Annotated in this window: 11 protein-coding genes; 4 read left to right on the top strand and 7 right to left on the bottom strand. The window is 70.2% G+C overall.

Features of this window, described 5'->3' with window-relative positions:
- Nucleotides 1-58: 58 nt before the first annotated feature.
- From ACTMTU_RS05205 to ACTMTU_RS05195, 3 genes are all read right to left on the bottom strand, one after another.
- On the bottom strand, nt 59-982 hold the full coding sequence (locus ACTMTU_RS05205; protein WP_441262256.1) for an RNA polymerase sigma-70 factor: 924 nt from the start codon (nt 980-982) through the stop codon (nt 59-61).
- Between the two features lie 178 nt (nt 983-1,160).
- Nucleotides 1,161-1,928 carry an SDR family NAD(P)-dependent oxidoreductase gene (locus ACTMTU_RS05200; RefSeq protein ID WP_441262255.1) on the bottom strand — a complete coding sequence of 256 codons (768 nt, stop codon included), beginning with the start codon at nt 1,926-1,928 and terminating at the stop codon, nt 1,161-1,163.
- 128 nt (nt 1,929-2,056) lie between these two features.
- Nucleotides 2,057-3,127 carry a GlxA family transcriptional regulator gene (locus ACTMTU_RS05195; protein WP_441262254.1) on the bottom strand — a complete coding sequence of 357 codons (1,071 nt, stop codon included), beginning with the start codon at nt 3,125-3,127 and terminating at the stop codon, nt 2,057-2,059.
- 135 nt (nt 3,128-3,262) lie between these two features.
- Between ACTMTU_RS05195 and ACTMTU_RS05190 the strand changes: the two genes are divergently transcribed.
- Nucleotides 3,263-4,093: a dienelactone hydrolase family protein gene (locus ACTMTU_RS05190; protein WP_441262253.1), complete on the top strand. Its 831-nt coding sequence runs from the start codon at nt 3,263-3,265 to the stop codon at nt 4,091-4,093.
- Between the two features lie 176 nt (nt 4,094-4,269).
- Here ACTMTU_RS05190 and ACTMTU_RS05185 read toward each other — a convergent pair whose 3' ends face one another.
- Nucleotides 4,270-4,629 carry a hypothetical protein gene (locus ACTMTU_RS05185; RefSeq protein ID WP_441262252.1) on the bottom strand — a complete coding sequence of 120 codons (360 nt, stop codon included), beginning with the start codon at nt 4,627-4,629 and terminating at the stop codon, nt 4,270-4,272.
- Between the two features lie 639 nt (nt 4,630-5,268).
- On the opposite strand from ACTMTU_RS05185, the gene ACTMTU_RS05180 reads away from it, so the two are divergent.
- A complete protein-coding gene (locus tag ACTMTU_RS05180) occupies nt 5,269-6,537 on the top strand; it encodes a transcriptional regulator (protein WP_441262251.1) in 1,269 nt (422 codons plus the stop codon).
- Between the two features lie 203 nt (nt 6,538-6,740).
- Here the strand turns inward: ACTMTU_RS05180 and ACTMTU_RS05175 are convergent, their stop codons facing one another.
- Complete coding sequence (locus ACTMTU_RS05175) at nt 6,741-7,550, bottom strand: universal stress protein (RefSeq protein ID WP_441262250.1); 810 nt, start codon at nt 7,548-7,550, stop codon at nt 6,741-6,743.
- A gap of 371 nt (nt 7,551-7,921) precedes the next feature.
- Nucleotides 7,922-8,338, bottom strand: coding sequence for a DUF7144 family membrane protein (locus tag ACTMTU_RS05170; RefSeq protein WP_441262249.1), 417 nt, complete (start codon nt 8,336-8,338; stop codon nt 7,922-7,924).
- Between the two features lie 985 nt (nt 8,339-9,323).
- On the opposite strand from ACTMTU_RS05170, the gene ACTMTU_RS05165 reads away from it, so the two are divergent.
- On the top strand, nt 9,324-10,748 hold the full coding sequence (locus ACTMTU_RS05165) for a non-reducing end alpha-L-arabinofuranosidase family hydrolase (protein WP_441262248.1): 1,425 nt from the start codon (nt 9,324-9,326) through the stop codon (nt 10,746-10,748).
- Here the strand turns inward: ACTMTU_RS05165 and ACTMTU_RS05160 are convergent.
- Nucleotides 10,700-11,197 carry a DoxX family protein gene (locus tag ACTMTU_RS05160; RefSeq protein ID WP_441262247.1) on the bottom strand — a complete coding sequence of 166 codons (498 nt, stop codon included), beginning with the start codon at nt 11,195-11,197 and terminating at the stop codon, nt 10,700-10,702. The genes ACTMTU_RS05165 and ACTMTU_RS05160 overlap by 49 nt on opposite strands.
- A 476-nt stretch (nt 11,198-11,673) precedes the next feature.
- On the opposite strand from ACTMTU_RS05160, the gene ACTMTU_RS05155 reads away from it, so the two are divergent.
- A complete protein-coding gene (locus tag ACTMTU_RS05155; RefSeq protein ID WP_441262246.1) occupies nt 11,674-12,984 on the top strand; it encodes a serine/threonine-protein kinase in 1,311 nt (436 codons plus the stop codon).
- The last annotated feature ends 11 nt before the right edge of the window (nt 12,985-12,995 follow it).

The following is a 12,995-nucleotide window of genomic DNA, read 5'->3' as shown; positions in this document are numbered from 1 at the left end:
CCCGCCGGTGTCGACCCAGGCTCCTGCATCCCGTCTCGGAGTGCCGTCGGCACTTCGGTCAGTCTCGGGGCCCATGTGCCTGGTTCGCCTCGCGGAGAGCCAACCAGGCATCCGCTACGGGACCGACGTGCCCGAGTTTATCGGGGTTGTTCACTGTGTGGATCGTCTGAATCTGCCCGTCGAGTACCTCGAGCGCCCAGGTGCTGAGGACCCGGCCGTCCCGGTCGCGGAAGATCGCGCCCGGCCGGCCGTTCACCTGCTGCGGTTCCACGACGCCACCGCCCCTGAGAACCAGCGGCACGAACGCCGCGAGCACCCGGACCACGTGCCCGACGCCGAGGACGACCGGCTTGAAACGCGGGGCCTTGCCACCACTGTCGCCGATCATCTGGACGTCGGCGGCCAGCAGCTCGGCCAGCCCGTCGACATCCCCTTCCCGGAAGGCGTCGAAGAACCGTTCGGCGAGTTTGTCGCGGGCCTTCCGGTCGGCCTCGAACCGGGCCCGGCCCGCGTTCATGTGACGGCGCGCCCGCACCGCGAGCTGGTGGCACGCCGCCTCCGATCGCCCCACGGCCGACGCGATCTCCGGGAAGCCGAAGGCGAACACCTCCCGCAACACGAAGACCGCCCGCTCGAGCGGGGTGAGTCTCTCCAGCAGGAGCAGGGCCGCCACCGACAGCGAGTCCGCCAGCTCCGCCGACCGCGCCGGATCCTCGTACGGGTCGGTCAGCAGCGGTTCGGGGAGCCACGGGCCGGCATACTCCTCCCGTCGGACGCGGGCCGAACGCAGCACGTCGATCGAGATCCGGGTGACCACGGTCGACAGGAACGCCTTGGCCGATCCGGGCCGGGTGGAGGTGGCCTGGTAGCGCAGCCAGGCCTCCTGGACCGCGTCCTCGGCCTCGCTCACACTGCCCAGGATCCTGTAGGCGATCGAGAACAGCAGCGGCCGCTGCTCCTGGAACTCTTCTGTCTTCGTCATGCCGGCTCCCCCCTTGAAACCCTGCCGCTCCGACGGGTGGCGGCGGCTCCGGCCGGAGAACCACGCCCCTCCCACCCTCAAATACCACTGCCGGTCGTGTGGCCGGCAGCAGGGCCGGGCACCTCCGGACCGGCGACGGCGCCCGGCCGGTAGAGCGCACGGCTGTCAAGGGCCACCATCACCAGGGCACCGGGCCCTCCTCACTGAAGAATCCGGCGGTCGGGCCGTCCGCGCCGAGCGTGGCCAGGCGCACCACTACCGCGGCACCCTGCGCGACCGTGAGGAATCCGGTGTGGTTGTTGCTGTCCGTGTCGACGAAGCCGGGGGCCACTGCGTTGACGAGGATGCCGTCCTTCCGCAGCTCATTGGCGTACTGCACCGTCAGAGCGGTCAGTGCGGTCTTCGACGGTGAATACGCGGCCGACGGCAGCAGTGCCGCGAAGGGGCCGTCCGGGTCGCTCATGAGACTCAACGACGCGGCGTGACTGCTGACGTTGACGATGCGTGGCGCAGGTGACCGCCGCAACAACGGCAGCATGGCGTTGGTCACCGCAATCACTCCGAAGACGTTGGTCTCGAACACCGCCCGGACCATGTCCAGGTCGACGGAGCTGGGGACTTGATCGTGGGCGTCTTCGGGCGAGACCTGCCCGGAGCCGGTGATGCCGGCATTGTTGATCAGGACGTCGAGGTGGCCGAAGCGCTCCTCGACCTGCTTCGCGGCCTCGTGGACGGTGGCCTGGTCGGTGACATCCAAGGGCAGCGCGTGCGCGTCGCCACCGGCCGCGCGCACGGCCGCAGCGGCTTCCTCGCCGCGCCCCAGGTCTCTGGCGCCGATCAGCACCGTCATGCCCAGCGCAGCGAGCTGCTCGGCTACCCCACGACCGATTCCCTTGTTCGCCCCGGTGACCAGCGCGACCTTCTGATGTGTGGTCCGCTCGCTCATGACCAGCTCCTCCGTTGTCGAAGTGGATTCTTCTCCCACCTGTCTTCGCAACCTGAGACGAGACAGCCCGGCCGTCACTGACATGCAGACAGAACCAGCTGTTCCCGGTCGAGGCGATCCGGCCTGAGTCAGGCATCCCCGACGGAGTCGAGCTGGACGCCGCCGTCCGGGGCCGACGCCCGGGCCGTGCGGCGGAAGGCGGCCCGGTAGACGCTCGGGCGGTGGCCGGTGTGGCGGGCGAAGAGGCCGGCGAACGTACCGGGGTCCTCGTATCCGACTGCCGCGGCGACGGCGGAGACGGTGCGGTCGGTGGTCTCCAGAAGATGCCGGGCGCGGCGCACCCGGGAGGCCTGCAGATGGGCCAGCGGGCTGCGTCCGGTCTCTTCGGCGAAGCGGCGCAGCAGAGTGCGGGTGCTGACCCCGAAGGCGTCCGCGAGCGCGGCGAGGTCGTACCGCTCGGTGAGGTTCTGGTCGAGCCGCCGCATGACCTGCTGGGAGAAGTCCCGGCCGGGCTGCGGGAGGAGCCGCGGGTCGACGTACGGGGTCTGGGAGGTCCGCGCGTCGTCGACGAGCGCCAACCGTGCGGTGGTGCGGGCCACCCGGGCGCCGTTGTGCCGGCGGATCAGGTCCAGCGCGAAGTCGTACATCGCGCTGAAGGCGGCCGTGGTCGTCACCCCCGTGTCGGTGATGACCAGGCACTCGGGCCACACGTCGGCGTCCGGGCAGCGCCTGGCCAGTTCGCCGGCGTGCAGCCAGGAAGTGGTGGCCCGGCGCCGGTCGAGGAGCCCGGCCTCGGCGAGCAGGAACGCGCCGACGCAGAGGGAGACGACGGCGGTGCCGGCGGAGGCCTGCGCGCGGATCGCCGCGATCTCGGGGGCGAGCCGGGCGAGCCGCGCGTCGAGGTCGGTGTCCGGGCGCAGTTCGAAGCCGGGGACCACGAGGACGTCGACCTCTCGCAAGGGACGCACGTCCAGGCTCGCGCCACCCGAGGCGGTGACCCGGCGGCGGGGCGAGACGACCGAGACCCGGTAGCCGGGCGCGTCCGGTCCGGCGACATGCCCGGCCATCGTCAACAGGTCGGGGACGCCGAACACTTCGGACGCGAAGCAGTCGGGGTACGCCAGGACCCCGACCCGCAGCGCACCCGGCCCGGCGCCCCGATCCGCACCTTCCTGTGCCTGCCGCGTCGCCTCCACCATCGCTCCCCCACCCCCTGGTGTCCCGGCACCGGCCGGCCGCGTACCGCTCGCCTCCCTTGCGTTTGGCGAGATTACCCCCGGCCTTGGCGATCTCGCCCCTCACTCGGCGGCAGGCCCGGGGACCAGGCTGGCCTCATGAGTGACGACGACGCGATCACAGACTTCACCCGCCGGAGCGTGGCCGTGGAGGGGGTGAAGAAGACGGTGTACGTAGCCGGGGCCGGGCCGGCGGTCGTGGTGCTGCCCGAGATGCCGGGCATCAGTCCCGACGTCCTGCGGCTCGCGCGCTGGGTACGGGACGCGGGCTTCACCGTCCACGTGCCCTCCCTGTTCGGGACGGACGGCGCCTTCCCCACGGTCGAGGGCGGCCGGGAAGTCGTCCGCCGCGCCTGTGTCAGCGCCGAGTTCCGCGCCTTCGCCCGGGGCGGCACCAGCCCGGTGACGGCCTGGTTGCGCGGCCTGGCGCGCCAGGCCCACACCGCGTGCGGTGGACCCGGGGTGGGCGCGATCGGCCTGTGCTTCACCGGCAACTTCGCCCTCACCATGGCCTTGGAGCCCGCGGTCATCGCCCCGGTGGTCAATCACCCGTCACTGCCGCTCGACGACCCTGGCGGACTCGAGCTCGACGCGGCGGACGCGCGCGCGGTGCGCGACCGGCTCGACCGCGACGGACTCACCGTCCTCGCCTACCGCTTCGAGGGCGACCGCTGGTGCACGGGACAGCGCTTCGCCGCCTACCGATCGCTGCTCGGCGACGCCTTCGACGGGCGCGTCCTGCCCGACAGCGCCGCCAACCCGGCCCCGCCGCCCTTCTTCGCCGATCTGGTCGGTACCCCGCACAGCGTCGTCACCGCGCATCTCGTCGACGAGGCCGGCCACCCCACGGTCCGGGCCCGCGACGAGATCCTCGCCTTCCTCACCGACCGCCTGTACCCGCACGGGAAACGACCGCTGTCCGCCACCTGACCGGCCCGGTCGGACACCGTTACCTCACCGCCAACCCCTCGCCGGCGGGGTGTGGTTCCGGTCGGCGCTCGCCTCGCCGGGCCCGGAACCACACGTCAAAGGGCGGGCGGTACACCACCCGACTCGGCCGCTCCCGGTTCAGGCGTGGCTACGGCCCGGTATGCGTCACCCCGGATTCACTGGGCACGATGACGGCGGGTGATCAGGAAGGCTCCGGTGCCGACGGCCAGTGCCGCCATGGCACCGCCCGCGGCGGTCACCGCCGTGCTGGAGACCTGGCTGCCGCCGAGACCGCCCCGTGCCGCGGCACCGGCCAGCACGGTGAACGAGGCGTTCGCGGTCCGGTTGCCGCACCGCACCGTCAGAGTGTGGGCGCCGGGCGTGGCGGTATTGGTCACCCGTGCGGTGGCCGTCGTGGTGGCCCCGGCGGGCAACTGCACGGTGGGGAATGCCGCGGAGGTGACGGTGCCGCCACCGGTGCAGCCCGAGGCGGTGACCCTCAACGTCGCGCCCTGATGGACCTGCGACGGGCTCACGCTCACATTCGAGGGCCCCGCGCCCGCGGACGTGCCATCAGCCCACGCTGCGGACGAGGACCACACCAGTACAACGGCGGCTCCGGCCAGGACGATCCGGGCCTGTGACAATCTGCGCATGACACTCCTCCCGTGGAAGAACCCCCACCGGCATGGCTCCGGTGGTGTTCGTGCCTCCCGTACACCACCCTCGGCACAAACCCGGACAACGGCACGCCCACCCACCCCCCATCAGGCTTGACAAAGGGGTGAAAGCGCAGGTCATCGGCACAATGACTCCTGTCGGGCACGGGTGACCGTATTGATGCAAACAGCCCACCCCGGCTGTCCGGCGGGGGATGTGAGGAAGCGTGACGGCGGGCCGGGCTCCTCGTTGAGACTTGTGGACGCGTGAAGTGCACCCCTGGGCCGGAGACTTCGCCCCGGGCCGGCGCGGGCGGGACGCGGCAGGTCGGCGGAGCAGGGTGGGCGTCGGGCGCACCTCGGAGGCGGTAAGCCCGATGGCAGGCTCAACGGCCGTTGCGCCGTGGCGTCCACGGGCCCGGGACGAAGTACCGCGGGCAGGCCGCCCGGCAGCGTGGTGGGCCGTTCGCAGGGGTAGGGCACACGCGTCGGCGGCCGCTGAGGTGGGGGAAGCACATGGATCTGGAGCAGTGGCTGGGCCTGGCGGGCCTGGTGTCCGCCGGTGTCGGCGTCTACTACGCACGAGGCGCGCTCGCTCCCGAAAACGCCGGGGAGTCACGGCTGTCCTTCGTCAACGGACGGAAGGACATGAGCGCACGCTTCGGGGAACTGTCCGAGACAGCCGCCGACATCCATCTACGCGCACGCCCCACACTGGAACGGATCGGGACCTCCACACTGCTGTGGGAACCGGCGATGCGCCCGCCGCGGCCGGTCCCGCTGCGGCAGGTGACGCTCGCCTGGCAGGAGAATCCGCCGCCGGCCGACCCGGCCCTGCTCCGGGCGGCACAGCGGTACCTGCCGAAGGAGACCAGGTCGCGGCGGTATGAGCGGTACTCCTCGGCCCTGGGTGATCTCGCCCGGCCCGCCCTCTTCGAGGACCGCCCGTCCTTCCGGCTGCTGCGGGCCGACTGGGCGCACGCGGACGGGCCCCGCCTGGACTTCGGCGCCGGCCAGTACTTCGACCTCATCGATCAGAACGAGGCCGTGGCCCATGAACTCGCCGAGGCCACGCGGCGGGAGCCGGGGCGCCTGCCGTTCTGGGGACGGTTGCCCATGCGCGGCCTCCTCGCTGCCGATCCCCTGCTGCTCGGGCGGCGGAAGGTACTCCCGTCCGTCGGGACCCTGACCCTGCGGCGCACCCCGGACGGGCAGGCGTCCTTCTTCCTGCTCAAGAGAGGCAAGGGCAAGGTCGCCACCGGGGAGGAGACGTACGGGCCGCTCCCCGGCGGCATGATCCAGCCCGCCTCCCTGTCACCCCTCGCGCACCGGCGGGACCTGTCCCTGTGGCGAGTCATCATGCGCGAGTACAACGAGGAACTGCTCGGTGCTCCGGAGGCGACCGGCGACACCGGCACCGAGGTCGACTACGGTCGGCCCCCGTACAGCCTGCTCGACGCGGCGCTGGACGACGGTTCGCTGCGGGTGTGGTGCTTCGGCATGGCACTGGAGCCACTGCACCTCGCCGTGTGCGTGCTGACCGTGGCGGTCTTCGAGGCCCGTACCTTCGACACGGTCTTCGCGGAGGCCGTGGAAGAGAACGACGAAGGCAGTGTGATCAGCGGGCGCCGGGCCGACGGCGCCGTGGTGGGGCTGCCGTTCAGCGAGGCCACCGTCGCCGACCTCCCCGCGGACCGCATGTCGGCGCCTGCGGCGGGGCTCCTGCGGCTGGCCCTGCAACACCGGGAGATGCTGCTCGCGCCACCCGGCGGCGCTCCGCGGTGAGCACGGCACCCCGCCGGTACCCGGTGGACGCGGTCTCGCGCCCCCGGCGTGCCGCCCGGAGCCGCCCGGCGGCCTCGTGGCCGACCTGATGGGCGGCTGCGGGATGCGAAACGGCGAGGCCGCGGCGGTCGAACGGCAACAACATCGATCGCCGGCTTCAGTAACCGCTATACGCGGCGGGCATCCCTCGCCGCGCGGTCTGGTCAGGCCTTGCCGCGAACGACGGTCACGGGGCAGTGCGCGTGGTGCAGCAGTGCCTGGCTCACCGAACCCAGGAGCAGTCCGGCAAAACCGCCGCGCCCCCTGGCGCCGACGACCATGAGCTGAGCAGTCTTGCTCGTCTCGATCAGTACCTCGCGGGTTTCACCGCTCAGCACTTCGTGCCTGACCGTGACGTCCGGGTACCTCTCTGTGCGGCCTGCGAGTACTTGGGCCAGCAGACGCTCCGCGCTCTCGGGACCCGTGCCGGGCGGCACGTAGTCCGGTCGCCACGCGTGCACGGCAAGGATTTCAGCTTTGCGGAGCGCCGCCTCGGCGAAGGTGAATTCGACCGCCTTCTCGCCGGCGGACGAGCCGTCGACAGCCAGCACGATCGGCCCGGCGCCAGCCGGTTCCTCGCGTGCCACCATCACTGGACACTGGCTGTGGGCGGCCAGGGACGCCGCCGTTGACCCCAGCAGCATGCCGATGAAGCCCCCCAAGCCCCTCGGGCCGACGACCACCAGGTCCGCGGCTCGCGACTCAGCCTCCAGCACCGCCACCGCGTCACCGGTCTCCACGGCTTCGGTGACCTCCACGTCGGGCGCCACGCTCCGGGCACGCTGCGCCGCCTCGTTCACCAGGCGATTGAGCGGCGACGGGTCCAGCGGCGTGTACATGGGCCTGACCGGCCAACTCAAAGCGTGCACCACACGCAGCTCCGCACGACGCCGCTGGGCTTCCCGGGCGGCCTCTTCGACTGCGGCAAGACTCGACGACGAGCCATCCACTCCTGCGACGACAAGGTTGCCCACCGTTCCTCCAATGATCGCTTCAGCTACCAAGCTTCACGCCGGCGATGCGTTGTTGCCATTCGGAGAAACGGCCGGCGTCGCTGGCGAACCGGATCGCCGGTCGGGTCAGCTTCTGAAGGGCTCTCTCTGCGCCACCACCTGCACGTGGATCGAGGTCTCGCTGCCCGGCCAGGCCGCCCGGCGTACTGTCCCTGCGGCCTGGAGCACGCGGTAGCTGCGCGCCGGGTGGCGCGGTTCACGGCCGTGGACAGCGCACCTCGAAACACCGTGGCGTCGTAGGCCGGCGTCGCGGCGGCCTGCGCGTGCAGGGGCCTCGTCGCCGCTCTGTGCTGTGACAAGCAGCTCGTCCGCCTCACCACGTAGAGCACGGTCTACGGCTCGCTGAACCTGCTCAATGCCCAAATGGCCATGAGGTCGAGCGTCATCACGCTGATCGACCACAGCGGATAGTACGGAATGAACATGAACTGGGAAATCAGGCTCGCGGCGCCCAGCGCCACACCGGCCCCTCTGCCCCAACTCCTGCCGGCCAGTACTCCCAGGCCCGCAGCGATCAGCCCGATGCCGACAACTACATGAATCCAGCCCCAAGCCGTCAGATCGAACCGGTAGACGTACTGAGCCGTGCGGAAGATGGCGTCATTCGCGATGCCGGCGGCGCCCAGAGCAATGCTCAGCGACCCGCTCAACTCCAGAGCCAAGCCGGCAAACAGGTACGGGCCCGTCTCCCACTCGCTCTTGCGGGGCCCTGCCGGGCTCTGCCCCGCCCCGCCGGGCGTCTTCGTCATGGCCGCCACCTTCCTGAAACGGCGCGGACGCCGCTGCACACCGGTGTGTGAGCCGGCCGCGTTCCCCAACAGCCACAGCCTCGCTTCGCTGCCTTCGCACCGCGACCGCAACAGGTCGTCCGGGTGGTGACCACAGCCAGGATCGGTTCCCGAGCTGTGTCGCGTGCATTGGGATCGCCTCCAGCGCTGTGCGACAAGTGGTCAGTCGCAGCCCCTATCCACCAACCCCGCACCCGTCGAGCGTCCTGGCGTGCCGCGCACGCCGTCGAGACGGTCGTCCTCGCGGCGGTGAGGCACATTGTCGAAGCGGCCCGCGCCCCCAGGCAGGCGAGAGAAGGGCCGAAATTTCTGCCGCCATTCGGAAACTCGGCGTGTCATGGACGCCGGAGACACCCCCGAGCGGGCGTCGACACCGTCCGCGAAGGGCTCACTTCGGCGTAGGTGGAGGAAGACCCTAGCCCTTTGACGGTGCGACGTGCGCTGTTTTGGTGCGAGGGTCTACGAAATATTTCGTTGTTGGTGGCGACACGTGCGAGAGGGGTTGACGTCGTTCAGCGGTTCCCTATCATTCAGTTGCTCGATACTTCGACCTTCGTTCGATATCACGAACGTCGGAGTCGACCAACAGCAGGGCACCTCCGGACCGCATCCCCGAACAACAAGCCGCCAAGGAGTGCGCACGCACCATATGTCATGACCTCATCAAGCAGGAGCAGAAGCGTGAACAAGCTCCAGCGCGTCGGACGTCGCCGATCCTCGGGGACCGTGACGGGCTCACCCGACGCCGTCCAAGCCTCCACCCCGGGTGGCCTGCGGTCCGAAGGCACCGGGCGACGCCGGTCTTTCAGAAGTCGTGAAGAACCGGCGAGCCACAAGCGGTCTGCCGTGGGGCTCACAAGACCGCTGCACACCGCACTCCACCGACAGTCCGGACAACCTCTGACGAGGCCAACCGGAACAGCCCACTAAAGGTTGGGGAAGTCCCATGCACAGAGAAAGTTTCAGCCGCAGGCATCCGTCTGCGGTGCTCGCCGCCGCGGTTGCGGCCCTGGCCGCGTTGGCGGCGATGCTCGTCGCCACCCCGGCTCAGGCGGCCACCAGCGGCGCGTTACGCGGAGTTGGTTCGAACCGGTGTCTCGATGTGCCGGGCGCCAGCCAGACCAACGGCACGTACCTTCAGATCCACGACTGCTGGAGCGGGACCAACCAGCAGTGGACGTTGACGGACGGCAACCAGCTGACCGTGTACGGCAACAAGTGCCTGGATGTTCCCGGCCACGCCACCGCGGCCGGTACCCGTGTGCAGATCTGGACCTGCTCCGGCGGTGCGAACCAGCAGTGGCGGGTGAACTCCGACGGCACAGTCGTCGGCGTCGAGTCCGGGCTGTGCCTGGAGGTTGCGGGCGCCGGTACGGCCAACGGCACGGCGGTACAGATCGGGACGTGCAACGGCGGCAGCAACCAGAAGTGGACAGGCCTGACCGGGACTCCCCCGACGGACGGCACGTGTTCTCTTCCGTCGACGTACCGGTGGACGTCGACGGGTGTGCTGGCACAGCCGGCGAACGGGTGGGCCGCGGTGAAGGACTTCACCACCGTGACGCACAACGGCAAGCACCTCGTCTACGCGTCGAACGTGTCGGGATCGTCGTACGGCTCGATGATGTTCAGCCCCTTCACGAACTGGTCGGACATGGCGTCGGCCGGCCAGACCGGGATGAGTCAGGCCGCGGTGGCGCCCACGCTGTTCTACTTCGCGCCCAAGAACGTCTGGGTGCTGGCGTACCAGTGGGGCGCGTGGCCCTTCATCTACCGCACGTCGAGCGACCCGACCAACCCCAACGGCTGGTCCGCGCCGCAGCCGCTGTTCACCGGGAGCATCTCCGGCTCCGACACCGGCCCGATCGACCAGACCCTGATCGCCGACGGCCAGAACATGTACCTGTTCTTCGCCGGTGACAACGGCAAGATCTACCGGGCGAGCATGCCGATCGGGAACTTCCCGGGCAATTTCGGCTCGTCGTACACGACGATCATGAGCGACACGAAGGCCAACCTGTTCGAGGGCGTACAGGTCTACAAGGTTCAGGGCCAGAGCCAGTACCTCATGATCGTCGAGGCGATGGGCGCGAACGGGCGCTACTTCCGCTCCTTCACGGCCTCCAGCCTGAGCGGCTCGTGGACCCCGCAGGCCGCCAGCGAGAGCAATCCCTTTGCGGGCAAGGCCAACAGCGGTGCCACCTGGACCAACGACATCAGCCACGGTGACCTGGTCCGCAACAACCCCGACCAGACCATGACCATCGACCCCTGCAACCTGCAGTTCCTGTACCAGGGCAAGTCCCCCACCGCGGGCGGCGACTACAACCAACTGCCGTGGCGGCCGGGTGTCCTCACCCTGCGGCGCTGAACCTTTGCTGAGGTGGGCGGTCGTCCGGGGGCCGGCCTGATAGGGGCCGGCCCCCGGCTGTCGCTGGGCGGGGTCAGAAACTGTGGGGGCAGAAGCGGCCCCCAGGCCACGAGGGTGGCCAGGACCAGCAGGACAATGTTGAAGGCGATCGCGCCGTTCTCCTTGCGGCGGGCGTGGGTGATCGCGGCCAGGATCATGACCACGGCCAGGCCGGTGGCCGGCAACGGGGTCAGGATCGGGGCCATGCCGGTGGCGGCAGGCAGGATCAGGCCGAGCGCGGCGGCGAATTCCACGATGCCGATGAAGCGGACGGTGGCCGGGGAGAAGTCGCCCACCCAGGGCAGCTTCTCGGCGAGATTGTCCTTTGTGACCTGGTGGCCGTGCTCCAGGAGCTCGGCGACGGTCAGGGAGCCGATCGCGCCGGTGGCACCGAAGACGGTGACGTTCATGCGAATTCGTTCCTTCGAGAAAGGGTCGAACAGCGGCAGCAGTACACGCGCCGACGAACCGGCGCTCAGGAGCGGTAGTGACGCGCCGGCGGACTCCTGCGGCGCGGTCGCCGGCCGCTGCCGGCAGCGAAGCGGGAAGCAGCGGAAGAGCACGCGCGAGACTTGATACGGGCGTCGGCTCGCCGGGGGCGACCCCGACGGGCGCCCTCAGCCCACCGACGACTCGCCGCCCAGGCGAGTGCGTAGCCCGCACTGTTGAGGGCGCAGTGCAGCGCCACGGATGGGATGAGCCTGCCGGAGCGGCGGCGGAACTCGCAGATGAGCACACCGGCGTGCTGGACCTCCGCGGCCGCCAGTGCCTCCGGCCACAGACGATAGGCTGAGGCGGCTGCGGTCCCCCACCGTCACCCGAGCCCAAGTGGTGAGTGACGGCCTGCGGCGGTCGAGGCGTCTCACGGCATGAGGATGAAACACAGGTGCTGATAGCAGGCCGGTACCGGCTGCACGATCCCATCGGACGCGGCGCGATGGGAGAGGTCTGGCAAGCCGTCGACGAGACCCTCGGCAGACGGGTCGCGGTCAAACTCCTGCTCCCCCAGAACACGGATCCCACGGCCGCCTCCCGCTTCCGCCTGGAGGCACAGACCGCCGGGCGACTCAACCACCCCCATGTGGTGGGCGTCTTCGACTTCGGCGAACACGAGGACCGTCTCTTCCTGGTGATGGAACTGGTCGAGGGCGACAGCCTCGCCCGCCACCTCACCACCGCCGGCCCATTGCCCGCCGAGCAGGTGGCACGGATCGCCGCGCAGGCCGCCTCGGGGCTCGCCGCCGCCCACCAGCAAGGCGTCGTGCACCGCGACATCAAGCCCGCCAACCTCCTTCTGGACACCGCCGGAACGCTCAAGATCGGTGATTTCGGCATCGCCCGTTTCGTCGATGATCCGGCTGCCGCCCTCACCACGACGGGACAGATCGTCGGCACGAGCCTCTACCTCGCCCCCGAGCGTGCCCTCGGCCGGCCCGCCGGTCCCGCATGCGACGTGTACTCCCTGGGCTGTGTGCTCTATCAGCTCCTCACCGCCCGCCCTCCGTACCAGGCCGACACCGCTGTGGCGATCCTCCACCAGCACCTGGACGCCTCCCCCGTGCCGCCCCGGCAACTGGGCGCGGAAATACCGGCCGCCTTCGAGAACTACCTCCTCGCTCTCCTCGCCAAGCAGCCCGAGGACCGGCCCACCGCGCAGCAGGTCGCTGACTGGTTCGCCACCGGTGCCTGGCTGGGCCGACCCGAGCCGCTTCCTGCCCCTGCGACGAAGACTGCCACCGCGCCGTCACCAGGGCACGGCGCCCCCTCCGGGCGGCTGACACTCACTCATGAAGCCGGCCCCGCCACCACCTACGCCTTGCCTTCCTCCGCCGGACACACGCGTCGGCCACGTGCGCCTCGGCGTCGGGTCGGCCCGGTGATCCGCAACCTCGTGGCACGCCGGCCGAGGGTCGCGGGCGTGGTCGCCGGGGCGGTGGCCTTCCTGGCCGCAATGCTCGCCGGAATGCTGTGGTTCTCGCCGGGCCGCAGTTCGGCAGAGGTCCCACCAACCGACATGCCCGGCAGCACGAGCCCCACGACGACTCAGGAGCCGACCGACTCCAAGTCCGACAATCCTGCCCCTTCCTCCGCCCCATCGCTGCAGACCAGCACGGCAGACCCTCCGAAACAGGAAACCGAGCAGAAGCAGAGGAGGAACAAGCAAGGGAAGCACGAGGAGGACGAGGACGACGACTGAGCTGGGCGCTC

The organism is Streptomyces sp. OZ13, assembly GCF_052068155.1.
Lineage (GTDB): Bacteria > Actinomycetota > Actinomycetes > Streptomycetales > Streptomycetaceae > Streptomyces.
This window is presented reverse-complemented; position numbering and strand designations above follow the sequence as displayed.

Coding starts and splice junctions, on each gene's coding strand:
- ACTMTU_RS05205 (WP_441262256.1), bottom strand. CDS start 982: ATGACGAAGACAGAAGAGTTCCAGGAGCAGCGGCCGCTGCTGTTCTCG.
- ACTMTU_RS05200 (WP_441262255.1), bottom strand. CDS start 1,928: ATGAGCGAGCGGACCACACATCAGAAGGTCGCGCTGGTCACCGGGGCG.
- ACTMTU_RS05195 (WP_441262254.1), bottom strand. CDS start 3,127: ATGGTGGAGGCGACGCGGCAGGCACAGGAAGGTGCGGATCGGGGCGCC.
- ACTMTU_RS05190 (WP_441262253.1), top strand. CDS start 3,263: ATGAGTGACGACGACGCGATCACAGACTTCACCCGCCGGAGCGTGGCC.
- ACTMTU_RS05180 (WP_441262251.1), top strand. CDS start 5,269: ATGGATCTGGAGCAGTGGCTGGGCCTGGCGGGCCTGGTGTCCGCCGGT.
- ACTMTU_RS05170 (WP_441262249.1), bottom strand. CDS start 8,338: ATGACGAAGACGCCCGGCGGGGCGGGGCAGAGCCCGGCAGGGCCCCGC.
- ACTMTU_RS05165 (WP_441262248.1), top strand. CDS start 9,324: ATGCACAGAGAAAGTTTCAGCCGCAGGCATCCGTCTGCGGTGCTCGCC.
- ACTMTU_RS05160 (WP_441262247.1), bottom strand. CDS start 11,197: ATGAACGTCACCGTCTTCGGTGCCACCGGCGCGATCGGCTCCCTGACC.